Raw genomic sequence first — 23,142 nt, 5'->3', positions numbered from 1 at the left:
ACAGGATAACGTTTGCGCTTAGAAAATCTGCGTAAATCAGCAAAATCGCATGTCTATTCTTCTATCCATTTTAAAATAAATTGGATAGAAATCCCATTCAAATCATCTTTAACAATAGGGGTAGTAAAAAGATAATTCACAGCTTCTAAAACTTTTGATTCCGTTTTTACATAATCTTCAGGTGTAGCAAAAGAACACCTAACTACTATTCCTTACTCCCTAAAAATGATAACTAGGCTCTATGCATCTCTCGAATAATTTTATTCGTTCTACGATCCGCATACATGCGATTCAAAGCCGTAACCGCCCATAAAAAGGCAGGAATCCAACCAATAATGGTGATTTGCAAAATCAAGCAGACAATACCCGAAAGAAGTTTTCCTTGCAGCATCAAACTGAGCCAAGGAAAAAAGAAAGCTAAAACATAACGCATGATTACTATTTTTTTTTGATTGATGATGCCCTATTAGACGCAAAAATTCCTCATTTGTTACGAAATTGTACAGTTTTCAGTCACAAGTCACGATTATCACTAACAACTAATTACTAACGCATAACCACAAACACTAGTTACTAAAAAAAACTATCTTTGCTCCCGAATACCCAACACCATGAATAAAAACCCCAATCTAAAAGTAATCGTAACCGATTTAGACGGTACTTTACTGAATGCCGATCATATTATTGCTTCCTATACCCAAACGATTTTTCAGGAATTACACCAACAAGGCTATATCATTATTGTCGCAACAGGGCGTCATCATCTCGATGCCATGCAGTTGACCAATGCTTTGGGAATACCCTTATATTTAGTGACATCTAACGGAGCGCGCATTCACGGACCCAATCAAGAATTGCTGTATACTTTTGATATTTCTAGTGGAGCAGTCCAAGAATTATTAACACTTGATATTGATCCTTCGATTACAACGGTGTTGTTCAAAGAGGAATTTTGGTATACCAACAAAGAAAACCAAAAACTCAACAGTTTTCAAAAGGAAATGCATTATCCCTATGAAATTGTCGATTACCCAACACTAACTGATCTCAGTGCGATAAAAATCCTATTTGTAGACGAAGATCACGACAAACTCCTGCAATTGGACAACCAAATCAAAGCCTTACCCAATTCGGCTTTTGAAACCAGTTTCAGTTTACCAATTTGTTTGGAAATCATGGATAAGCGAGTAGATAAAAGTTATGCGATTGCTAAAATCCTAGAACTGGAAAACAGTAGTTTCTCGGAAACCCTTTGCTTTGGTGACGGTTTCAACGATGAACGAATGTTATTACAAGCCCACAAAGGCCTCATCATGAAAAATGCCCAACAAACCTTAAAAGACAAACTAAATCACTTAGAAATCATTGGTACCAACATAGAAGAAGCAGTAGCAAAGTACTTAGAAACAGAAGTGTTGTGTAAAGTAGAGAAGGGGTAGTTTAGTTGTCAGTCTTAGTTTTCAGTTTTCAGTTAAGATTGGTAGTTTTTAATGGATAATAAAAATCTCATCCACAATCTTGTCTTGCTGTAAGCATCCCATAAGTAGCTCCACAAAGTGCTTAATTACAAACTTATGTTATCTATTATCTGTAGTAATTGAATACTTGTAATTCTACAATCTTGTCATGCTGTAAGCATCCCATTAGTAATGTTACAAACTGACAACTACTTTTTAACAGCCTTCCAAACCAACTTAAACCCTTTCACAACTAAAAACACTAAAACACCACCCACAAGTCCAGCAATAAATTCCCCAACAATAGCAGGTAATCCTTCTAATACATGATGTACTGCTTCTATGTTATGCACAAAAATACCACCCGCTACTAAAATTAAGGCAATAGTACCTATAAAAGCAAGCCCTTTGATAATCAACGGTAGCGTTTTAATCAACAAATTGCCAACAAATTGAGAAATACTACTTTTTCTTTTGGTCAGAACAAAACCAAGATCATCCATACGAACTATCAATGCCACAATACCATACACGCCTACAGTGGCCAAAAGAGCAATAAAAGTAACTACAAGTATTTGTGTCGTGATTGTTTTTTCCAGCACTGTACCTAAAGCTATAATGACAATCTCTACCGATAATATAAAATCGGTAACTATAGCCGCTTTTACTTTGGCTTTTTCTTGTGTTACCAATTCCTCTGGAGATAAGTCCATTCCTTCTGTTACACTAACCGCTTTTGGATGCGGAACAATATATTCATATATTTTTTCTGCCGCTTCATACGCTAGATAAACAGCTCCCAAGATAAGCACTGCCGTAATTACCCATGGCACATAATAACTCAATAAAAAAGCAAGCGGTAAAATAATGAGTTTATTAAGAAAAGATCCTTTGGTAATTGCCCATAAAACAGGAATCTCACGAGACGAAACAAAACCTGATGCCTTTTCAGCATTTACTGCCAAATCATCCCCTAAGATTCCTGCTGTTTTTTTAGTTGCTACTTTACTCATTACTACCACATCATCCATCAAAGCTGCGATATCATCTAATAATGCAAATATTCCTGAAGCCATTTTTTAATTTTATTTATACTAATACTTAACAATTTCAATTTTCTCTTTAAAGGCGTACAAATTACAACAAATTACTCATCCATAAACTAAGAAAACCCAAAACCTACTAATCACTTTCTTCATCCACCATCTTGTCATGCTGTAAGCACCCCATTAGAAGCACCACAAACCTACACAATCAAGCTAATGAGACCTTTACAAGGTGACAAGTTTGCGTTTAGAAAATCTGCGTCAATCTGCAAAATTTGCGTACCAATTTAACCACAATACAATCATTAATAATCCAGCATTATCCATCAACAATTCACAATCTAAAAGAGCCATAGGCTCGGTTAATGTTGTAGGGCAGGGTTTCAACCCTGTCGTTATAACGCAACATGATAAAAAGAGCCGTAGGTTCGGTATAATATAACCACAAACCACTTTCCCAATCTTGTCATCCTGTAAGGATCTACGCAAACTACCACAAAACAACCAACTGTAAACTTATAACTTTAAACTGTAAACTAAAATTTATCTCCTTTTAGTAGCAAACTCATCCTCACTATCAATAATCGAATTTAAGTAAGCTAATACAATTCCTGCAATAAAACCTCCAAAATGCCCTGCATTATCAGTATTAGGAACCATAAGCCCGTAAATAAAATTAATACCTGCAAATATTGCAAATAAAGTTATTAAATATTTATTTGAACCAAAAGACTTTGTTTTGAAATAGTCTATAAAAATAGCCAAACCAAATAGGCCAAAGATAGCTCCTGATGCACCAACGCTAATCACATTATCATACCATATTATACTTGCTAAACTAGCAGCTATACCTGAAAGTATAAAATAAATGGAAAACTTAACTCTTCCCAATAAAGGTTCTACGTGTATTCCAACGAACAACAAAGCAATGCCATTGTATAATAAATGTAAAAAGCCACCATGAGAAAACATACACGTAAAAAGCCTCCAATAAGCACCATCAAACACTTCATCCTTTCGCACAGCACCCCATTGTAATAACAATTCAGAATGAGACATAAAACCTGAATTCAATTGGATTAATTGAAGAAAATATAACACAATCATACTATCCAACAAAATAGAGACAATGAAATAATTTCTTTTAGGAATTAATATTTGAATAAAACCATATAGGTTATTGTTATTTTTTCTATTACCTTTTAAAATAGTATCATGCTTCTTTTTATTATAAGTTGGCCACATAAGTAGAAGAGCCATTGCCAATAAACCACTACCTATTAAAACAAAAAACCAAGGTAATAAGTTACCAGCTCTTTCATCAAACTTACTTGAAACTGGGCTTAAAAGAATAGGCAAATCTTTTTTATCTTTATTGATTGTGCCTGGAAAAATACTATTAACAGCTTTTAACCCATTTTTATAAGTACCAGATGTTCCTAAGCGTTCAAAATATTCAATTGTATTAAAATTTGTAGCATTCAAAGAATTTACACATTCCATGTAGAACTTATTGAAGATATCTCTTTTAAAATCTTCACTTTCTCGATTACTAATTTGTTTATGAAACGATTTACAATACCAAACAGTAGAAACCTCATCTTCTTTACTAACATTAGACTGAATAAAAGGCATAACAAAGAAGAAATCATAATTAAATTCATTATTATGCTTTCCACTTACCCTTAAATCGGCCGAAAAACCCAATTGATTGTCATCTAAGACAAATGGTTTTTGGAAACTAATGTATCGAATGGTATCACTTTTTATATCTTGATAATCATTTATAACAACTAATGAACCTGTAGAATTAATAAGATATTGTTGAGAATTCATGGTAGTTGCCATTATAAAAACCCAACCCACAAAAACAAAAAAGAAGCTTTTGTCATCATTGTTTTTAAAGGTCAATACTTTCAATCGAGGCTGCATAAAAATAAGAAGCAATATACCTGGGAGTATCATAGGAATCCATAATTCCCATATTTTTTCATCAATAGCTAAGATTTGAAATTTTATGGTAAACAAGTAACGTAGAATAAATAAACCAATAACAGTTCCTAAATTAATCAATACATAAACCGGAAATATGTATTTAAACTTCACTAAATAATCTTTCATAAAAATAGTAAAAAACCTTTTTTTAAATAAATATAAACACTAAGTAAACCAAGCAACTGTAACAACTTAACGAGTGAGACCCTTACAGGTAACAACTTTGTGTTGAAAAAATATTAATTAATTTAGAAATCCTAACTACAAACTAAGCCACTGTAAACTGTGAACTTAAAACTGTCAACTCCTCAACAATCTCTTCCAACTCCCTCAAATCCATATTCACACTACTATGAATAAAATCCTTGTCATTAGCAGCAATGATCAACCTACCTAACTTTTCTTCTTCAAAACCTATTGGTTCTATGTCAAACACTAATTCCTCATAAGTAATCTCTTGCTGATTGCCTTTAAAATAATGATAATCCACATAATAACTTACGGTAGTTTCCCCAATAGTTATTACCTCTTTCCCATACGTATTCCAAAGAAACAACCGCACAAAATAAAAACCTATCAAAGAAAAAGCACCCAGCCCAATGATAAACCCAAAATGAAAACTACCACCATCCATAAATCTAAAAACCATACCCAAAATAGGTAAAGCCACAGAAACAAAAGCCAAGAACAAAATAAAACCACGACCTATAGGTGGTGATTTTTTTACGTATAATTCAAGGGTTTTGTTGGTAAGACTATATCTTTTAGATTGTATCATATTAATATTGTACTAAATTAAGTTCTTCCAACCGAATAGCCATAGCTTCAATAGAAACATTAAATTGTTTTGCTAGTGAAATAAAGTTATTTGAATCATATAATTCTGTAGAAGCTAACTTTCTGGATAAGCTTCTAATATTTTTGCATTCTTTTTTTAAATCGGTAATACTTCGTCCACCAAATTTAAATGCTATTTCTTCATTTATTTTAAACGCTTTAGTAGAATATCTTTTTTCAAATTCTTTTTTAACCAGTTTTGTTGGCATTAAAAAATAAGTTGCAAAAGCGTCAGCTTGAATTTCAACTCTATCTCTACTATTTCGTTTTCCACTGGTATCTACTGGGATGTCTCTATGTAATATAGATTGTTCATGTAATATTGCGTGCCCAAGCTCATGTGCTGCTGTAAAGTTCTGAACCTCCTTAGGAAATCCATTAGAAACGGCAACTATTTTATTAGGTTGGTCGATGATACCCGCAACCTTAATAGATTTATCTTCGTTAATAAGTACTCCATAAGTTGAAGAAGAGATAAAGTCATATCCCAAAGCACTTTTTAAAATATAATCTGGTCTTAAAATTTCTAATGGATTAGTAGGAATATTTTTCTTCCATAACAAATGCTTATTATTCCAAATTAAGGTTTGTAATTCTCTAACACAATTTTCAACTTCAGCTCCCTTACTTGCTCTAGCTTTTTGTATTAAAGTATTAATTCCTTCAAATAAAGGAATTTTTATCTCAAATTCTTCTCTGAGTATTTCAATTTTAGAATCGGCCAAAAGTATTAATTCTTTATAATCATTGTATAAATTATCTACTTGACTAACTACCGATTTAGTATATTCATACTCATCACTATTAAAAGAAAGTACATTTAGTCTTATAATCGCTAAACAACCAGCAAAAGCAGAAACAGCTCCGCTTAAACCTACTTGTGAGTCACCTCGAGCAGATTTAAATCCATTATCAAAAACATAAGCTGACATTATTGCCAATTCTTTACAAAGAGTAGCAATTTGAAAAGGTATTTCTATAGAAACTTTTAAATCTGCAAGAGCTTGTCTTCTTAATTGATTTTTAGTTATTTCATCTTTTTCTTTATCTCTTGCAATTCTTGATTTAATTGTTTTATCAAATTGTATGGAATCACTTTTGAACAATTCTGTTAATTGCGGATAAATACGCTCTTCAATATCTTTATGAAAATCTAATAAAACATTTATATGGTTATAATATAGGTCTCTTCTTTTCACATCAAGAGTTAAGCTAATAACCGTAGAAATTAATTTAGCAGAAACCATCCCTTGAAAAGCAGCAGCACTACCAGAACCAGGTTTATGGTTTCCTGCTCCAAATTTCTCCATCAGTTCGTTAACTGTTTTTTCTAGTAAATTGGTTTCCATAAATTAAAAAATTAATTATTAGCAATTGTTGTCATTATAAATTCAAACATAGGTCTAAATACCTCAAAATGAATAGCGTCAATTGTTGAACAATGACAACCCGCAACATTTTCTTGCTCTTCCCATTCTAAATCTCTACTATGTGATATCAAATCACCTAGATAGGAGTGTTGCCCTACACAGTGTGTATTTGCTCTTGGATTCTTACAAATATGGCCGTTCCAACCTTCATCATGCCAAGCTAATCTTAGAGAGATGTGTTTCATTTTTTAAATATATTTTTGATTAACTGTTTTATAGCTAATTTTATTATTGCTTTTAATTCTTTATTGGAGAATTGATTTTCTGTTATACTTTCAGTTATTAACCTATTGAAGTCTCTCCAAGGTATTTCAGCAGAACCTCTTAGATTAAAACCTCCATCATCTTTATTATATCGGTTTCTTATCGCAAAATCTTTTTTTTTCCAGTCTTTTGACCAAGTCCCATATCCCCACTCAATTGAATAATTGGGTAAGTTTTTAAATGATTTTGAGTGTTTAACTTCCATTAGAACTCTTTGTTTAATATGCCTATAACTTCTCCCGTACTTAAAATTGAAATATTTCCAACAAGAAAATCATTTTCATTGCGATGTTTTCTCAATCCAATATCACCTTTCCAAAAAATAGTATTAGGTTTTTCTTTGAAATTTATAAAATCTTCAATTGTTCCATTCGACATAATTTCAAATAATCTTTCAGTAAAACCATAAGCAAAATAATTATTTGGTTTAATTTGAATTACTTTTATAAAAACTATTTTATCTTCAAGCTGTAAAATAGTTCCTCTAAAAATGTGCGGAAGTAGAAAGTCTTTATCTATTTCAAAAAATGAACTGAACATTATTTTTAAAGGAATATTATTTTTTATTGTAAAATAAGGATAGTTTTCAATTATCTGATTTTCTTTGACATCTTCTTGAATAATATATTTTTTTATTTTTTGTAACCAATTTGGATTTCCTAGACAACTCAACCTATTTGCATAAAATCTTAGCTTTGTATAAAATTGATAATCTTTTGGATTAAATTCTAAATCAGGAACTTCAGGATCTACTAAAATACATTTTGCATTTCTAGTGTCATTTGCTAAAGGTATTTGTGTAATTATCCCAAAATTTATATCTCCGGCACCAGCTGGTTGTGCTTTTTTTTTGGCTATTATATCATTTGCCTTTTTTGAATAATCTCCATCAAGACCTTCCATACCTTTACATTCTACTCTAAAAAACCTTTCTCCATTTGAATACAAGTATTCAAAATCTAGCGTCTTATTGGCTCCTGGTAAGGTTCCTTTTTTGGGCCTACCTTTTTTTTCTGGAATTCTGATATATTCTGAGTTATTTAAACCAAATATTTTATTTGCAGTCATTAATGTTCCTCCACAACCTGCATAACAAATTTGTTGCGTTGTATTGCCGGAATGATTAAATGCAATGGTACCATTTATTGAAAAAATACTATCAAATTCTAATTTTCGACTTTTAGCGATTTCTCTGAAACCAATTAATGAACTAAAACTAGGATTATTGGGATTATAATCTTCAAATAATCCGTAAGTGAAAAATTCTTCAGCTGTAACTTCTACACCATTCTTAATTATATCCTGCAAATTATCAGAATATTCAGGACATTTATCTCTGATTTGCTTTTCAAACAAATCCTTATGATTTGTCCCATCAGGAGCTACGTAATATTCGAAATCTAATTTAGCCATTAAAAAACTTTAATTACTTAAGTTAAATTATTTAATTCCTATTTAATGAAAACAGTTTTTGTTTTTTACTCAACAACTTCAAACCCACCTTCAATAATAAACTTTTCTAGAAGGTTATGAATTCTAATGTTTACCTTGTATGCTGGTATTGTATTTCCTTCTAATTTTTCGAAATAGGTTTTTGCCTTTGATTTATCTACGGTATTTTTTAACTCATCGAAACGCCCGTAGTCATTAATATTTGTTTTATTGATGCCAATATCCATTAGATTACGCAATTTCGTTTCACCTAAACCGAGAATCGTTGCTATTTTTTTGATTTGGTCGTTTTTAGCATTGAATAGATACTCAGTAATATATTCTCTGAATGGCTTTCCGTTTTTTAATTGGGCAATACCACTTTGTACATCGTGAATAAAAATATTAGCAAACTTTTGTTCTTCTTGTGTAAGCGAAGCGAATGTTTTATGCAATTCGTCTAAGGTGTTTTGTAATTCTTTCGGATCTACGTTTATATCTTTTAGATTTTTAAGATACTTGTCGAAACGTGAATTCATGTAATCTGCATCGATTTTTTCGGTATCAATTTCGGTTAGATACCCTTCTATTTCAAATGGTATTTCTGATGAAGTACCTCCACCGCTAGTTCCACTAAATAGCTCTTTGTAACGTAAGGCTAATACTAAATAAATATTCTCGTCTAAGTTTACTTCAATTTCTATTTTATCTTTTCCTGTACCAAATGAGTATTTTAATTGTTTCCAATTAAAACCTTGTATTTTAGCAGCTTCTAAGTATAAATTGAATTCTTTAAACAATTTTGCGAATCTTCCTCTTTCCTCTACATCATCAGGTAAGCGTTCAAAATTATCTACTCGCGCTGTAGTAAAAAGTTGCTCGATTTCGTTAAATACATGATTCATTGCATTTAAATTGGAATCTAAATGCTGTACGAATAAATCGACAGGTCTATCACCAGAATATAATCGTATGGCATTGTTGATATTACTTTCCATAGTATGTGGAAATCTATAATAACGAATAGTACCAAAAGGTTTTTCAGGGCCAAATAAGCGATTAGTACGTGAAAAGGCTTGGATAATGTTTTCATACTTTAGCACTTTGTCCATGTACAAGGTGTTTATCCATTTGGAATCAAAACCGGTTAACATTTGGTCAACTACAATCAAAATATCAATTTGTTCTTCCGGTTTGTTTTCTATACGGATATAAGGTGCTTTGTGTGCTAAACGAGCAGCAATATCCTTTTTAAAACGTGCATGTTTTGCTAAGTTGAAATCTTGGTTGTAACGCTCATTATAATCTTCAATAATTTCTACTAAGCCATCTTCTTTATATTCACTATTTCCATTATTGTCGATATTAGGGTCGAATAGTGCTGTAATTTTTAAATCGGGTTTTGTGGCTTTTAGTAATCGATAATAGTCTATAGCATCTGCTATACTAGATGTTGCAAAAATGGCGTGGAATTTACCATTTTGACTTAGTCTTAACCAGTTTTCTAAAATATCGGTTACTACCATTTCGAAATGTTCTTCGCGGTCGTATTGCGAGCTTGGAATGTAATCTTCAATGCCTTTTATATACTGACCTGAAGGATCTACATGACCAGCCATTCTTACCTCATTCATAAATTTGAGGTAAATCTCTTTTTTCTTTGGATTGTCTAATGCTTCGGCTTCGTCAACTGCTTTTGCTTTTAGTAGTGCAACAGCTCTGCGTAAATCTCTGTCTTTATAGGTTAGCACTTTATAAGGGTCGAAACCTAAAACGTTTTTATCGCGAATACCATCTGCAATACTGTAACGGTGTAATTCATCACCAAAGACTGTTGAGGTAGTATTTAGTTTCTTTTGGTTTTCGTTTTGAATAGGCGTTCCTGTAAAACCAAAAAATATGGCCGAAGTAAATGTATTTTTAATCGTGATTAACATATCGCCAAATGTGGAACGATGCGCTTCATCGACAATAAAAACGATTCTTTTTTTATTTATGAGTTCAATATCATGCGCTTTTAGACCTTCATCTTCATCTTTGATGTTACTCATTTTTTGAATAGAAGTTACAATCAAAGTATTGGCTGGGTCGTTGCTTTTTAGTTTGGTTACTAAAACACTGGTATTCTCGGTTGCTTGAACGTCTTCACCTTCTTCTGAAAAACCACGATATTCTTTTAGGGATTGTGTACCTAATTCGATACGATCCATTAAAAAGATTACTTTGTCGGCATCTTTAGAATTAGCAATTAATTGAGCCGATTTAAAACTGGTCATGGTTTTACCTGAACCTGTAGTGTGCCATATATAACCGCCTAACGCATTTTTATTTTTCCAATCGGTTTTGGCTACTTTGTCGGATATGGCATTAGCAGCAAAATATTGGTAACTACGCATTACTTTTAACACTCCATCGCTATCATCGGGCACGGTATAGAAACCAATAAGTTGGTGTGCCATAGGAATAGAGAGTAACGAGGAAGCAATATCGCTCCAATGGTTGATGGGTTCGTTATTGAAATCTGCCCAATGGAAAAAGAAATCTTTATTGAATTTACCATCAGGACCCGGATTGGCAAAATAAAGTGTTTCTTCTGGTTCCATCGCTACAAAGATTTGGACTAAAGAAAACAAATCGCTAAAAATGCCATTACGAGCGTATTTTTCTATTTGATGGTGTGCCTGACTTACCGAAACCCCACTCTTTTTTAACTCGATATGGATTAAAGGCATCCCATTAATCAACAATAACAAATCGCCACGACGGTCGTTTAAAATTTTTGATTTGCTTTTAAAAAGGGGTTGTTGTGCAATTTGGTAACGACTTTGCCCTGCTGCAATTTCATGGCGGTCGTATATTTTTAGACTCACTTCTTTACCAAAATGTAAGATGTCGTTTGGATTATCTCGTGTTATGGAAACCGTTTTCCCGTTGATGAAACCGTTTAGCTTTAATGGAGTACGCAAGGTGTTGATTTGCTCCACAATTTGTTGCATTTCGCCTTCTGTTAAAGGAAAATCTCCCAAGCGGTCTATGTCTCTGTTGTTTTCATATAGAATGTTAGCCCAGTTGTTTAACAGGTCTTTTTCAGTGGGGTGTTTTAACACTTCATTTTCCCAACCTTTTTTAGATAGGGCTTGTATTAAGGCTTCTTCAAATGCGGCTTCTGATGTAAACGACATAGTGTATTTTTTAAATAAACATTTTGGCTAAAAAGGCTTTTTTAATGTTTTGTAATTTATTTATTTGTAATTCGTGATTGAAAATTAAATGGTCGATGTTTTTGAAATAGTTACTTATTAAAATTTGTTCATCTTCCTTAGGAAACATAATAACCATATTTTCAAAAATTGGTTGCCTTAATGATTTAACTGTTGAACCAACTGCATGGTCAAGAAAATGTTTTCTATTAAAATGTACATAATAAAACAAATACCTTCCAATAATATTTTTAAAGTCAATTATTGCATAAGTTCTCTGATGTAAATCAAATTTACCTTTGAAATATTTTGGTATAAAGTCTGACCCCTCACCAGCAACAATAATCGCTTCACAATCAAAAAGAAAAATATTACTTCTTCTAATATCATCTGACCTATCGAAAAAGGCATAATCTCCATCTAAACCAGAATCAATTCTATTTGAAATTCCTGTAGTTATTTTTGATATGTTACCTAATTTTTTTTCCTCCCAATTTCCCGTAAATCCTTTAAAACGAATTTCTGGAACGGTTTGCCCTTGTTGAGGGAACATTTTAGACAACATGGCTTTTTTTAGGGTTTTGAGTTTGCTGTGTTTTTGTTGGTGTTCGGTGATTAGTTTGTCTAGGTTTTCAAAGAAGGTGCTAATCTTTTTTTGTTCCGTTTCTTTTGGTAGTTGAAAAATAAGCTTTCTTATAGAGTCAATGCCAATATTTCTCTGTGAACCTGTATTAATTTCTAATTCAATTTGATTTTGAATTTTATTATTTTGAAAATAATAATAGAGATATTTTTCAAAAATAGAATCACTTTTCTTAATTATTGCACAAGAATATGATATTAAAAAATTTTTACTTGTTTCTACATATCTAACATCACCAATAGATGCATATCGTGCAAATAAAATATCTCCTAATTCAGGCTTAATTTTTTTAGACAATTGATTATAGTCTTCAATTGAAACAAGTTTTGCATTTTCGAAATCAAGTTCATTCAATCCAATAAAATCTCCAGTCATTAAATATGGTACTCCATTAGAAACTGTTGGTGGCATTCTATGGTCAATATCTCCAATGACACAAATTTTTCCAAGTTGAAATGGTTGGGAATTTTCAGAAAACCCATTAAAACGAATTTGTGGCTTATTCTTTTCCATGCAAAAAGTTTTTAAATTCGTTTAGTCCTTGTAAGTCAAAGTCGTTGCCTTCTAAATCGTCTAGTAAGGTTGCTAATGTTTTTTCTGCTTCGTTTATTTCATGAGCAACATCGGCATAAGTGATTTCGTATTTGCTGGCTAAGGTTTGTACTTTGTTAGCCAATTGGTCAATAATGGTTTTAGGTAAACTGTTTATTGAATTAACCAAAGGTGTAATCCATTTAAGTTCTAAAAGTTCGTTAATTTGCTCTTCGCTTAAATTTTCAATAGTTGCCTTTGTTTTGTTGTGTAAGGCAATTGTTTCAGTTTTTACTTGCGATTTAAGTGTTTTTTCTTCTGCAATTAAATCGTTTACTTTTAGTATAATGGCTTCAAAAGAATCTTCATCAAAATTTGTATTTTTCTTGTTTTCGGCTTTTATACGTTTGGCTTCTTTTAAAACCTCAGCATTTACAAAACCGTCTTGTGCTTCGTTTATAGCATCAGCTTCTTTGTCGTCTTCAGCCAGTTTGTCTAATTGTTCTTCATACTCAGTAGTAATTTCAATGAGTCGGTTTTCTTTTGCTTGTATGCTTTTTAGTTCGTCAGACAAATAGGTTTCTTGTACCAATTCAAAAGGCATAATGCGTCCCTTCCAACCTTGTTGTTCTTCCACATCTTTGCCATTTTTCTTTTTCATTACCATATTAGGTTCTACTACTTTTGTAGCTTCAAAACCTTCGGTTTGTATGATTTCTAAATCTACTTTTATTACATCCCATTTGTCAGATAGTAATTGGTAGGCTTCGTATTTGTCAATTAGCGGTAACTTTTCTAAACGTTTAAAAATAGCATTGCTTAATACTATTTTTTCTCTAGAGATTTTAACCGTTTCACAATTAGAGAGCAATTCCTCTTTTAAATAATTATTAAAATCATGAAACGCTTGGTTAAACTGATTATTAAAATCTACTACAGCTTTGTGTTCTGTAATTGTAGTTGTAACATCGTTTGCTTTTAGTTTTGTATTTACCTCATTATTATTTTCAAATATGGTTTCACGTAATCCTGGGAAAGCTTCCCAATAGTTTTGCAACTCTTCAATTTCGTTTACAGGAATACCGCCAAACATAGAAGCATATATATCCCAGTTTTCTGGATTTTCAGATGAATCTACATAACGCGGAATGTTGAGGTTGTATTCGTTTTCACGAATGGTAGCTCTTTCTACTTTTTGAGAATACTTTGGTAAGGAAACTCTATTGTGAACTGTATCCGCAATCTTCTTAATATCGGAAGCTCGAAGCTTGTTGTTTTTACCGTCTTTTACAAAACCTTTTGATGCATCGATGATTAAAACATCTGTATTTGGTCGTTTTTGTTTTAAAATGATGATAATGGTTGGAATTCCAGTACCAAAAAAGATACCAGCTGGTAATCCAATAATGGCATCAATATGATTGGCTTCGATTAATTTTTTACGAATGGTATTTTCTTCACCACCTCTAAACAAAACCCCGTGCGGTAATACTATTGCCATAATACCATCAGGTTTGATATGAAAAAGGTCGTGTAGTAAAAAGGCATAATCTGCTTTAGCTTTAGGAGCCAAACCAAAACGAGCATAGCGTGGGTCGGCTTCTTTATGAGATGGTTCCCATTTTTGAGAATATGGTGGGTTTGAAACTACTGCATCTACATACAATGGATTATAAGAATGTACCGGGTCGTTTTCATCAAAATAAGGCCAATCGTCTTCTAGAGTATCACCGTTACGGGTAACTATGTTGTTTGGTAAAATACCACGCATTACCAAATTCATTCGAGTAAGGTTATAGGTATTTTGTTTTAACTCTTGAGCGTAATATTTGATGTTGTTTTTATCGTCTATGTGTTTTGCAACACTAGCCCCAATATTGATAAGTAAAGATCCCGAGCCACTCGTTGAATCGTAAATTTCAATTATCTTACGGTCTTTTAAATGGTCGGCAATGATTTCAGAAATTAATACCGAAACTTCGTGAGGTGTATAGAATTCTCCCGCTTTTTTACCTGCATTTGCTGCAAATTTTTCGATTAGGTATTCGTAGATAAAACCTAGCACATCGTAATCTTGCTTCGCATCCATTGGGATTACTTTGATTAAATGCAATAAATCGCTAATGGCTTTTGTTTGTGAAGCGGCACTATCTCCTAATTTACTTAACCCTGTTTGTAAGGTATCGAAAATACCATCAAATAGTTTTTTATGAGCAGGACTTATTAATCGGTTAAAAGCTGATAAGGCATCTCTTAAGTTTGCAATATCAAAATCTTTTCCTTTATTAATCCAAGTTGAAAAAAGATTGTCATAAGAAATAAAATAGCCAATGTTTTTCTTGATATAATCAACGGTATCGGCATCTTCTTCTTTTAATGCATTTATATCGGCATCGGTGAAATCTTCTTTTTTTAGGAATTGCAGTTCTGTTTCAGAAAGATATTTGTAAAAAATTAAACCTAAAATATAATCCTTGTATTCGTTTGGCTCAATCTTGGAACGCATTTGGTTTGCTGATTCCCAGATTTTTGCAGCTAATTGTTGTTTGTTCATTTTTTAATAATTGTATTCCTCAAACCTACCAAAAATAAACCATTATAACAATAGAGATACAGGTATTTCTACCTGTTTTTACAAAGATAAAAACCGTAAAAGGAACTGTTTTACGGTTTTACGCATTTTGAATAAAATTATTGTTTTTTGGTTATTACATTTTTGAATGGTAAACCAAATTTGTTTTTTATATCATTATTGGTAGAGACGCATTGCAATGCGTCTCTTATTCCGTTTCCGATTTGTTTCAATCATCATAAAAACGCATTGCAATGCGTCTCTTATTCCGTTTCCGATTTGTTTCAATTATCATAAAAACGCATTGCAATGCGTCTCTTATTCCGTTTCCGATTTGTTTCAATCATCATAAAAACGCATTGCAATGCGTTTTACCATGATTTATCGGATATGTTTGCAAAATGTATTTCGACCATTCATTGAAACGCCATATGAGACGCCAAGCATGGCGTCTCTACCGTTATTTATGGAATGACGTATCAATCATTTATTAAATTCATCACCCTTCCATTTTTTTGGATTGTTGATTATATATTGTGAAATGTTTTCATACGCATTTGGATTTCGGATAATGTGATCGTGAAATCGGGATTGCCAACCAAAATCAGGATTGATGCGTCGTGCCTGAACCGTAACGGCCGATTTAAATCCCCGAATAATGGATGCCAAATTTTTGGATTGTGGGCCAAATTGGTTTTTGTATGGTTCTGTGGAAACGCGATGCATCGCGTTTCTACCATGCATGGCGTCGATACCCATTTTTTCGTTATTATATGCATTGTTTCCAATAAAAATAATCCCATGAAAATGATTGGGCATTACGATAAATTCTCCTAATTCCAAATTCATATCAGGTCTGATATCGGGTGTTTTTATCCATTCTTGTGCCACGATTTCCCCAATTTCTGATGGAATCATACGTTGGGACGCGATGGGTTGAGACGTGATGGGTTGAGACGCGATGCATCGCGTCTCTGGTTCAATCGTACCAAAAAAATGTTCCCTATTTGCGGTACAAATGGTTATAAAATACACCGCCTTTTGTCCATAATCCCAATGTTGTAATCGTGTAGACTCTATTTTATATTTGTTATTAAATTTTGTCATTTGGCTTAAAAAAAATAAAAGGAACCTATCTGAAATAGGTATAGGGATTATTACGTTATAGTTTGCTTTTTTAGTGTTTTTATCTAATGTATTAATAGTAACAAACCTACCAAAAATAAACCATTTAGGCAAGAATAAAGAAGGTATTTCTACCTGTTTTTTTGCAAAAATAACATTTATAATAGCCTTGAAAAACGGCTAATGAAACTCTTTACAGGGTAACAATGTTGAGATAAAATGTTTGAAATTTGAAGAAGAAAAGATGAAGCGTGCTACTTTTTTTAACTTCCACTAATCACTAATCACTAATCACTAATCACTATTTTTTTAGGTTTAGTAGCAGTCAAGTAGCAGTTTCGTTCGGAAGTTGTTGCGAAAAAGTGCCTGTTTACCGCTGCTTGACCGAAGCTTTTCCGAACAATCTCCGAACAAAGGCCTTATTTAACCCCTTTAAATACGTCAAAACACATCAAAATACGTCAAAACCGGTCAAAACACGTCAAAACCATTCACGAGCCCCTTTTTTAGTGATTTTGGCAAAGTTGTTGAAGTTTAGTGAATAGTGATTAGTGGACAGCGAGAAGTAAAGTGGAAAAGTTTTGGTATTCTAGATGTTAAACTTAAAACTTGATTTTTTCTAACGGTTTAGTACTAATAACTATTCACTAATGACTAAAAATAATTGTATAACTTTTTAAATTTTGAAACTATGGGAACTTACAACAAAGGCATTTTAGGTGCTTTCTCAGGAAAAGTCGGTCCAGTAGTAGGAGCTAACTGGAGAGGTAAAGAAGTATTGCGTTCTTTACCAAGAAAGAGTAACAAAGCAGCAACACCAGAGCAAGCGTTGCATCGCTTAAAATTTTCGACTGTAATTGGTTTTTTAGGCCCTATTTATCCTATTTTGAGCCGTTATTATGGAGCAAATCAGGGAGAGAAATCTCGAGTGAATCGAGCCATGTCGTACCACATGAAAGAAGTAGCAGTCTATGCAGACCCCGATTTTACTTTTGCGTACAACAAAGTGCAATTGGCAAAAGGCTATTTAACAGGTGTAGAAGCTGGAACAATTAGCGCTACTACTGCTAATACAATTGATTTTTCATGGAATGACAATTCAGGTCAAGGAGAAGCTTTAACAACGGATAAGTTAGTGGTAGGGGTGTATGATCCAGCTACAAAAAACTGGATTTATTCGTTAGGGGTTGCCGAAAGAAGTGCTACTTCGGGTACTTTGTTATTACCCATCACTTTAAGTGGTGCTACAGTAGAAGTTTGGGCTTTATTTGCTTCTGCTAATGAAAAGCGAAATTCAACGAGTACGTATTTAGGAACTATTACTATTGTATAATGGAAATTATAGTATGGAAACTAAATTTTAGGAAGTGAAAAGGCACAGGGTTTAGATCTTGTGCCTTTTTTAGTGTAGCATTTAGAAGGTAAAGTATAAAACGAATCTTGTTTTAAATGCAAAGAGTAGAAAATTTCACATAAAATTTCAATTTTAAGATCAATAAGCCTTATTTTTTAATTTTTGTTTCATAAAAAGTGAAAAAATTAGAATAATTGATGTTAATTATCATTATTTTAACAGATTTGTCTTATAAAATGGAATGGTTTTAGTGTTTGTTTTTTTGTACTTAAAACCTTATATGCTATGAAAAAAGAAATTGAATACTTAAAAAGAGAGATTGCGCTTATGAAGGTTTTGATTTTAGACTTAATGCCGCATAAAGAAGAAGATTGGCTAGATAGCGCGGATGTTAAACAACGTTTTAATTTTAGTGAAAGTAAATTATACCGATTGCGCAAAGCTAATGCCATTCCTCATACTAAGATAGGGGGAAGATACCATTATCCCAAAGCTTTTTTTAATCAATATTTATTAAATAAAATAGAGGAGTAGGTTGGTGTTTAGTTTCAGTGTTCTCGATACTCGTCCCTTCGAGTGCGCAGCGTATCGAGAAGTTATACAAGAACTTCAATATTCTTTTTATAAAAACCCCTATAGTATTATAAAGTTGCTAATGGGATGCTTACAGCATGACAAGTTTGTGGTTCTCGAGTTCTCGATACTTTGAGTGGAGTATTGTTTTAGTACACAAGTTTCCTCGGTTTCGCATGCTACGGTTGTTGTGTGATGTTATTTAATTACAATCATTTCTTTCGTTCATAATCTGACGTTTAGAATTCCAATAATCGTTTTCTTTTTTCTTTTTATCAATTTTGTTATACGATAAATTTTCAATTATAAAAAGATATATAATCTTGTCACGTTTTATAAATAATGTGTCAGAACATTTATTTTTAAATGCGATATCATCAATTTTTAAAAAATTATAAAGTTCTTTTTTTTCATAATTATAATTTCGACTATTATTGATTCTATATCTTTTATTTTCATTAAATAATTTTAAATATGTATCTCCTCTTTCCTCATATATATCTTCAACCTTTCCTTCAAATTCAGTGCTGAGATAAGTTTCTTTATAAGCACCTTTTTTTATAATACTATATATAAATAATACAATCATTAAAAAGAAAAGTAATATTACGGGTGAATATGCTTTTAGAGTATATTTTTTTCCAATATTTTTTTCAATTAAACTTTTCAATTTTTTTTATTTTTTTGGATTGTTTATGTTTTTCGGGTAATGTCACACAACGGTTGGTATAACTGTCGGTTACGGTTTAAAGTTATTGATTTTTGGTTAGACATTGGCTTAGCAATTCCGAGTGGATTCGGACGTAGTTGAATCCGCCGTAATTGCGGTTATAGATTGTTATAGCACGTTTTTTATTCCGATTTAATATCATCTTTCGTTTCATATTTTCCGTCCAAACCAGCTGAAACTATTGAGAATTCAATTCCGCTTTCACTCACAGAATATTGGTAAGGTCTGTTCCAAGAGTCAGTTCTCCATTCTTGTCGCATCGGATTGTTTCCAATCAATTCGTTTAAGTCTTTAGGGTATTTCCCAAATCTTTCTTTCCACATTTCCATTCTTTCCGTTATTTCAGCGATTTCTGTTTCGGTCTTTTTTGGAAATATTGAATTTCGTTGATAGGTAAAGAATAAAAACGCGCTTAAAGTTCCTATTATTAAAACAGAAATAGCCGTAATAGAGCTCGGTTGAAGAAAGTACCTTTGGAATGGTCTTTTCTTACCGTCAATTTTTTCCTTTTTCGAGATTTTTTTATGATGCTTATAATCCTCCCGAATCAGTCCAAAGTTTACTAATATTTCTAAAATAAGTTCAGTCATTTAAATGCGCATAACGGTTTGTATATGATTTGTTGTGTGGTTAAGCACGTAATTTAGTAAATAAATACCAGATAGAAAATCCGTTTATAAAAATGCCTAAACTAACTGTATAGTATTATGGAGTTGCTAATGGGATGCTTACAGCATGACAGTTTGTGGTTCTCGAGTTCTCGATACTTTTTTATGAAATTGCTATTCGCTTTTCATAAAAACACTTGAACTGACGTGGTGCAAAAACTGAAATTTCTTTTCAATATACAGTAAACACAATCAACGTTACTTTGAGTGCGCAACGTATTGAGAAGTTATAAAAAAACCTTGAACTGATAATAATCAAGGTATAAATTTATATTTAAAGAACTATAAAGACATGATAATTTCTTTATAGTTGTTTGTCCATTGGGTTAAAGTATCTAATGATGGTTCTAATTCTAGTTTCGCAATAATATTAGCACGATGCTTTTCTACAGTTCTTTTTGAAACTTTGAGTGTTTCACAAATTTCAGTTGAGTTTTTACCTTGTGCTATCAGTCGGATAATGGTTCTTTCAGATGGTGTTAGTAATCCCACTTTTCGAAGTTCATTGTCTACAGTATGCTGTATATCATCTTGAAAGGATTTACTAAAGTAGAATTCGTCTAATAGCACTGCTTTTATACAAGATTCTATTTCGTCTAAATTATCTTCTTTTAATAAATACCCATGCGTTCCTACTTTTTTTGCTTGCACTATAAATCCTTTTTCTTTGTGATAAGTCATTACTACAAATTTGGTTTTTAAACCTAAGTTTTGGCAATTTTTAATTACTTCAAAACCATTGAAAAAAGGCATTTCAATATCTAGTAGTGCAATATCTGGATTATGCGATGCTATTATTTCTACTGCTGCCGCACCATTAACGGCTGTGGCAACAATGTTATAGCCTGCACTTTCGAGTTCTTCTGTTAGCCCTTTTAGCATTATTGGATGATCGTCTGCGATAATTATTGAAATATTCTTCTTATTCATTTTGTTGTAGTCTTAAATAGGAAAAGTTAATTGTGTTATTGTGCCTTTTTTTAGTATAGAATTAATTTTTAGTTTAGCATTAATTATTTTGCTTCTTTCTACTAAAGATTTCATACCCAAACTTTTAGAAAATTTTATTTGTTGCTGATAATCAAAACCTTTTCCATTGTCTTCTACAGTAACTTCAATTGTTGATTTTATTTTACGAATATCTATAGTTACTGAAGTTGCTTCTGCATGTTTAATAATATTATTTAAAAGTTCTTGTTGTATTCTATATAAATGTAAGGCTTTTTGATTGCTTAAATAAGTGTCTATATTTTCTATTTCGGTTGTGAAAAAAAGTTCTGTATTAGCATCTATAGTATTAATTAAATCATTTATTCCAGCAGTAAAACCAAACTGTTCCAATACTACTGGGTGCAATCCTTGTGAAATGGTTCTTACATTTTGCAAAGTATCTTTAGCTAAAGTTTCCATACTAGTGTCATTGCTATTTTTTGATTTACGTGTTAGCATCATTAACTGTTGTCCTACGCTATCGTGCAATTCCAAGGCTACTCTTGTCCGTTCTTCTTCTTGTGCATTAATAATATCTTGGGTAAATTTTTCTTGATTTTTTTGTTCCTTTTTGGCAAAATTACGAGAACGTGTTACAGTTACAAAGCCAAACAGAACAAGCAAACCAGAGCCTCCAAAGAACATCCATTGATTCTGAATCTTATTTTTAGAGTCTAACAAGGCTATATTTGCTTCCTGATTTTCAATGGTTAAATCTCTTTTTTCTGTTTCATATAAAGTTTGATAATAAGCCAATACTCTTGTTTTTTGAATATTTCCAATGGAGTCTTTAATATGTGAATAATTTTTAAAATGATAAAGCGCTTTTTCATTATCGCCTATTTGTTCATACACTTCAAACAAGAATTTTTCGGCCAATTGTATTTCCTCAAATTGTTTGCCTTTTTGTTTTAATTTTAAATAGGCATCACCATAAACAATAGCTTCTTTATACTCTTTTTTAGAAAATAAAAGACTTTTTTTAGCCTCTAAATAAAAAGCCTCATTATAGTTGGTTGTGTATTTTTCAGAATTAGCTTCTAACGCTTTTACTATCTTTTCTGCTAATGCAATGCTATCATTTTCTGCATAAGCAACTGCTAAAGCCGATTTAAAGATAGGTTCAAAGAAAGTTTTATGCTGTGATGTTTCATTGCTTTTAAGCGCTAATTTTAAATTAGCAATGCGTTCTGTTTGTAAACCCGCTTTATTATCATCGGCAGCCATATTGAAATAAATAACACCTATATTAGAATAGGATTTAAATGTTTTGGCTAATTCAATTTGTTCTTCTCTTTCTTTTTTAGATTCTTTATAAAACCCACTTTTACTATATAAAATAGACATCGATCCTTTAGCATCAATCCATTTTAAAGTATCTTTTTCTTTTTGAAAAAAACTAATAGCTTCTGTAAGTGCTAAGGATGCTTTTCCAAATTCTCCTTTATCAACATAAACAACCCCTTTTCTAAATGTAATGAGACCTTGCGTAGTAGATTTATATTGCGTAGCATAGGAAGAGGCTTTGTCATAAGCATTAATAGAAGCGTCAAAATCTCCTGCATAATAATACATATTGGCTATATTAATATAATAATGATCTAGTAACTTTGGAGACGATACTTTCTTAAGCAAAGGACTCATAGTAGCTATAATTTGCTTTCCTTCTTTAAAATCTCTAGAAACATGAGCGATGTAATCAATAAGGTTAGACGCTTGCTTTGTGGCTACATTTACCGAGTCTAGTTTTATGGCATACGTTATAGTAGCTCGTAATATGGAATCACACTCCAAATTAGTATCATCATAGATATAAGTGGCTAGGCTATCTAATAGTTTAAGACGTTTTGCTCCTTGCACTTTTTGAATGGCGGTTTCTAATTGTTTCTTCTTTTGTAAGGCATTTTCTTCTTGAGCAAAAATACTTATTGAAACTAGCAATAATGGTAATAAAAGCTTTACTTTCATTTGTTTAATTTTTATTTTTATTAGAGACTAATATGCATATTCGCGTTTAAACGTGTAACTAACACTCTGTCAGTTCAAGTTTCTTTATGAAAAGCAAAACAATACTTCTCAATGCACTTTGTACTCAAAGAGATGAGTAAAAACGAATTATACCTAACAGGTAATCTTGATTTGTTTTACTTGCAATTTCATACTATACACTTCTTTGTAAAATTATAAACTTTTAAAAAAGATATTAGCAAATTTGCACTATTTATACTAAAAAATTCAAAAAAACAGTTTTTATTCTAAAAAACATAGACTAATTATGCTTTATATTCAATTATAG

The 23,142-nt window shown here is 32.0% G+C and carries 19 protein-coding genes; 3 read left to right on the top strand and 16 right to left on the bottom strand.

Annotation, left to right across the window (positions count from 1 at the left end; genetic code table 11):
* Nucleotides 1-232 precede the first annotated feature (232 nt).
* Nucleotides 233-433: a YqaE/Pmp3 family membrane protein gene (locus LXD69_RS16990; protein WP_045972277.1), complete on the bottom strand. Its 201-nt coding sequence runs from the start codon at nt 431-433 to the stop codon at nt 233-235.
* A 178-nt stretch (nt 434-611) separates the two neighbouring features.
* On the opposite strand from LXD69_RS16990, the gene LXD69_RS16985 reads away from it, so the two are divergent.
* Nucleotides 612-1,439, top strand: coding sequence for a Cof-type HAD-IIB family hydrolase (locus LXD69_RS16985; RefSeq protein ID WP_246916249.1), 828 nt, complete (start codon nt 612-614; stop codon nt 1,437-1,439).
* A gap of 227 nt (nt 1,440-1,666) precedes the next feature.
* Here LXD69_RS16985 and LXD69_RS16980 read toward each other — a convergent pair whose 3' ends face one another.
* From LXD69_RS16980 to LXD69_RS16930, 11 genes are all read right to left on the bottom strand, one after another.
* Entirely contained in the window at nt 1,667-2,533 is an 867-nt protein-coding gene (locus LXD69_RS16980) for a DUF808 domain-containing protein (protein ID WP_246916248.1), read from the bottom strand.
* A 513-nt stretch (nt 2,534-3,046) separates the two neighbouring features.
* Nucleotides 3,047-4,624, bottom strand: a complete 1,578-nt coding sequence (locus LXD69_RS16975; RefSeq protein ID WP_246916247.1) for a rhomboid family intramembrane serine protease — start codon at nt 4,622-4,624, stop codon at nt 3,047-3,049.
* Between the two features lie 142 nt (nt 4,625-4,766).
* On the bottom strand, nt 4,767-5,276 hold the full coding sequence (locus LXD69_RS16970) for a hypothetical protein (RefSeq protein WP_246916246.1): 510 nt from the start codon (nt 5,274-5,276) through the stop codon (nt 4,767-4,769).
* Between the two features lies 1 nt (nt 5,277).
* Nucleotides 5,278-6,684, bottom strand: coding sequence for a cyclodeaminase/cyclohydrolase family protein (locus LXD69_RS16965; RefSeq protein WP_246916245.1), 1,407 nt, complete (start codon nt 6,682-6,684; stop codon nt 5,278-5,280).
* An 11-nt stretch (nt 6,685-6,695) separates the two neighbouring features.
* Nucleotides 6,696-6,950, bottom strand: a complete 255-nt coding sequence (locus LXD69_RS16960) for a hypothetical protein (protein WP_246916244.1) — start codon at nt 6,948-6,950, stop codon at nt 6,696-6,698.
* On the bottom strand, nt 6,947-7,234 hold the full coding sequence (locus LXD69_RS16955) for a hypothetical protein (RefSeq protein ID WP_246916243.1): 288 nt from the start codon (nt 7,232-7,234) through the stop codon (nt 6,947-6,949). Before LXD69_RS16955 ends, LXD69_RS16960 begins: the two co-directional genes overlap by 4 nt.
* Nucleotides 7,234-8,442: a hypothetical protein gene (locus tag LXD69_RS16950; protein WP_246916242.1), complete on the bottom strand. Its 1,209-nt coding sequence runs from the start codon at nt 8,440-8,442 to the stop codon at nt 7,234-7,236. Before LXD69_RS16950 ends, LXD69_RS16955 begins: the two co-directional genes overlap by 1 nt.
* 65 nt (nt 8,443-8,507) lie before the next feature.
* Entirely contained in the window at nt 8,508-11,642 is a 3,135-nt protein-coding gene (locus LXD69_RS16945) for a type I restriction endonuclease subunit R, EcoR124 family (RefSeq protein ID WP_246916241.1), read from the bottom strand.
* Between the two features lie 10 nt (nt 11,643-11,652).
* Complete coding sequence (locus LXD69_RS16940) at nt 11,653-12,816, bottom strand: restriction endonuclease subunit S (RefSeq protein ID WP_246916240.1); 1,164 nt, start codon at nt 12,814-12,816, stop codon at nt 11,653-11,655.
* Nucleotides 12,803-15,388 (bottom strand): type I restriction-modification system subunit M, encoded by a 2,586-nt coding sequence (locus tag LXD69_RS16935; RefSeq protein WP_246916239.1) that lies wholly within the window; start codon nt 15,386-15,388, stop codon nt 12,803-12,805. Before LXD69_RS16935 ends, LXD69_RS16940 begins: the two co-directional genes overlap by 14 nt.
* 501 nt (nt 15,389-15,889) lie before the next feature.
* A complete protein-coding gene (locus LXD69_RS16930; protein ID WP_246916238.1) occupies nt 15,890-16,324 on the bottom strand; it encodes a transposase in 435 nt (144 codons plus the stop codon).
* Between the two features lie 898 nt (nt 16,325-17,222).
* Between LXD69_RS16930 and LXD69_RS16925 the strand changes: the two genes are divergently transcribed.
* On the top strand, nt 17,223-17,864 hold the full coding sequence (locus tag LXD69_RS16925) for a DUF6266 family protein (RefSeq protein WP_246916237.1): 642 nt from the start codon (nt 17,223-17,225) through the stop codon (nt 17,862-17,864).
* 306 nt (nt 17,865-18,170) lie between these two features.
* A complete protein-coding gene (locus LXD69_RS16920; RefSeq protein WP_045972300.1) occupies nt 18,171-18,419 on the top strand; it encodes a helix-turn-helix domain-containing protein in 249 nt (82 codons plus the stop codon).
* Nucleotides 18,420-18,660: 241 nt separating this feature from the next.
* Here LXD69_RS16920 and LXD69_RS16915 read toward each other — a convergent pair whose 3' ends face one another.
* From LXD69_RS16915 to LXD69_RS16900, 4 genes are all read right to left on the bottom strand, one after another.
* A complete protein-coding gene (locus LXD69_RS16915) occupies nt 18,661-19,128 on the bottom strand; it encodes a hypothetical protein (RefSeq protein WP_246916236.1) in 468 nt (155 codons plus the stop codon).
* Between the two features lie 182 nt (nt 19,129-19,310).
* Nucleotides 19,311-19,778 (bottom strand): type II secretion system protein GspG, encoded by a 468-nt coding sequence (locus tag LXD69_RS16910; protein ID WP_246916235.1) that lies wholly within the window; start codon nt 19,776-19,778, stop codon nt 19,311-19,313.
* A 360-nt stretch (nt 19,779-20,138) separates the two neighbouring features.
* Complete coding sequence (locus LXD69_RS16905; RefSeq protein ID WP_246916234.1) at nt 20,139-20,786, bottom strand: response regulator transcription factor; 648 nt, start codon at nt 20,784-20,786, stop codon at nt 20,139-20,141.
* A 12-nt stretch (nt 20,787-20,798) separates the two neighbouring features.
* The gene (locus LXD69_RS16900; protein WP_246916233.1) at nt 20,799-22,814 is read right to left on the bottom strand and encodes a tetratricopeptide repeat-containing sensor histidine kinase; all 2,016 of its coding nucleotides are present in this window, start codon (nt 22,812-22,814) and stop codon (nt 20,799-20,801) included.
* Nucleotides 22,815-23,142 lie beyond the last annotated feature (328 nt).

Source organism: Flavobacterium sediminilitoris (genome assembly GCF_023008245.1).
GTDB classification, from domain to species: domain Bacteria; phylum Bacteroidota; class Bacteroidia; order Flavobacteriales; family Flavobacteriaceae; genus Flavobacterium; species Flavobacterium sediminilitoris.
Note: the sequence above shows the minus strand (reverse complement) of the source record. Positions and strands in the feature narration are given on the sequence as shown.

Excerpts from the sequence above, each read along its gene's own strand:
- LXD69_RS16990 (WP_045972277.1), bottom strand. The coding sequence starts at position 433 with ATGCGTTATGTTTTAGCTTTCTTTTTTCCTTGGCTCAGTTTGATGCTG.
- LXD69_RS16985 (WP_246916249.1), top strand. The coding sequence starts at position 612 with ATGAATAAAAACCCCAATCTAAAAGTAATCGTAACCGATTTAGACGGT.
- LXD69_RS16980 (WP_246916248.1), bottom strand. The coding sequence starts at position 2,533 with ATGGCTTCAGGAATATTTGCATTATTAGATGATATCGCAGCTTTGATG.
- LXD69_RS16975 (WP_246916247.1), bottom strand. The coding sequence starts at position 4,624 with ATGAAAGATTATTTAGTGAAGTTTAAATACATATTTCCGGTTTATGTA.
- LXD69_RS16970 (WP_246916246.1), bottom strand. The coding sequence starts at position 5,276 with ATGATACAATCTAAAAGATATAGTCTTACCAACAAAACCCTTGAATTA.
- LXD69_RS16965 (WP_246916245.1), bottom strand. The coding sequence starts at position 6,684 with ATGGAAACCAATTTACTAGAAAAAACAGTTAACGAACTGATGGAGAAA.
- LXD69_RS16960 (WP_246916244.1), bottom strand. The coding sequence starts at position 6,950 with ATGAAACACATCTCTCTAAGATTAGCTTGGCATGATGAAGGTTGGAAC.
- LXD69_RS16955 (WP_246916243.1), bottom strand. The coding sequence starts at position 7,234 with ATGGAAGTTAAACACTCAAAATCATTTAAAAACTTACCCAATTATTCA.
- LXD69_RS16950 (WP_246916242.1), bottom strand. The coding sequence starts at position 8,442 with ATGGCTAAATTAGATTTCGAATATTACGTAGCTCCTGATGGGACAAAT.
- LXD69_RS16945 (WP_246916241.1), bottom strand. The coding sequence starts at position 11,642 with ATGTCGTTTACATCAGAAGCCGCATTTGAAGAAGCCTTAATACAAGCC.
- LXD69_RS16940 (WP_246916240.1), bottom strand. The coding sequence starts at position 12,816 with ATGGAAAAGAATAAGCCACAAATTCGTTTTAATGGGTTTTCTGAAAAT.
- LXD69_RS16935 (WP_246916239.1), bottom strand. The coding sequence starts at position 15,388 with ATGAACAAACAACAATTAGCTGCAAAAATCTGGGAATCAGCAAACCAA.
- LXD69_RS16930 (WP_246916238.1), bottom strand. The coding sequence starts at position 16,324 with ATGATTCCATCAGAAATTGGGGAAATCGTGGCACAAGAATGGATAAAA.
- LXD69_RS16925 (WP_246916237.1), top strand. The coding sequence starts at position 17,223 with ATGGGAACTTACAACAAAGGCATTTTAGGTGCTTTCTCAGGAAAAGTC.
- LXD69_RS16920 (WP_045972300.1), top strand. The coding sequence starts at position 18,171 with ATGAAAAAAGAAATTGAATACTTAAAAAGAGAGATTGCGCTTATGAAG.
- LXD69_RS16910 (WP_246916235.1), bottom strand. The coding sequence starts at position 19,778 with ATGACTGAACTTATTTTAGAAATATTAGTAAACTTTGGACTGATTCGG.
- LXD69_RS16905 (WP_246916234.1), bottom strand. The coding sequence starts at position 20,786 with ATGAATAAGAAGAATATTTCAATAATTATCGCAGACGATCATCCAATA.
- LXD69_RS16900 (WP_246916233.1), bottom strand. The coding sequence starts at position 22,814 with ATGAAAGTAAAGCTTTTATTACCATTATTGCTAGTTTCAATAAGTATT.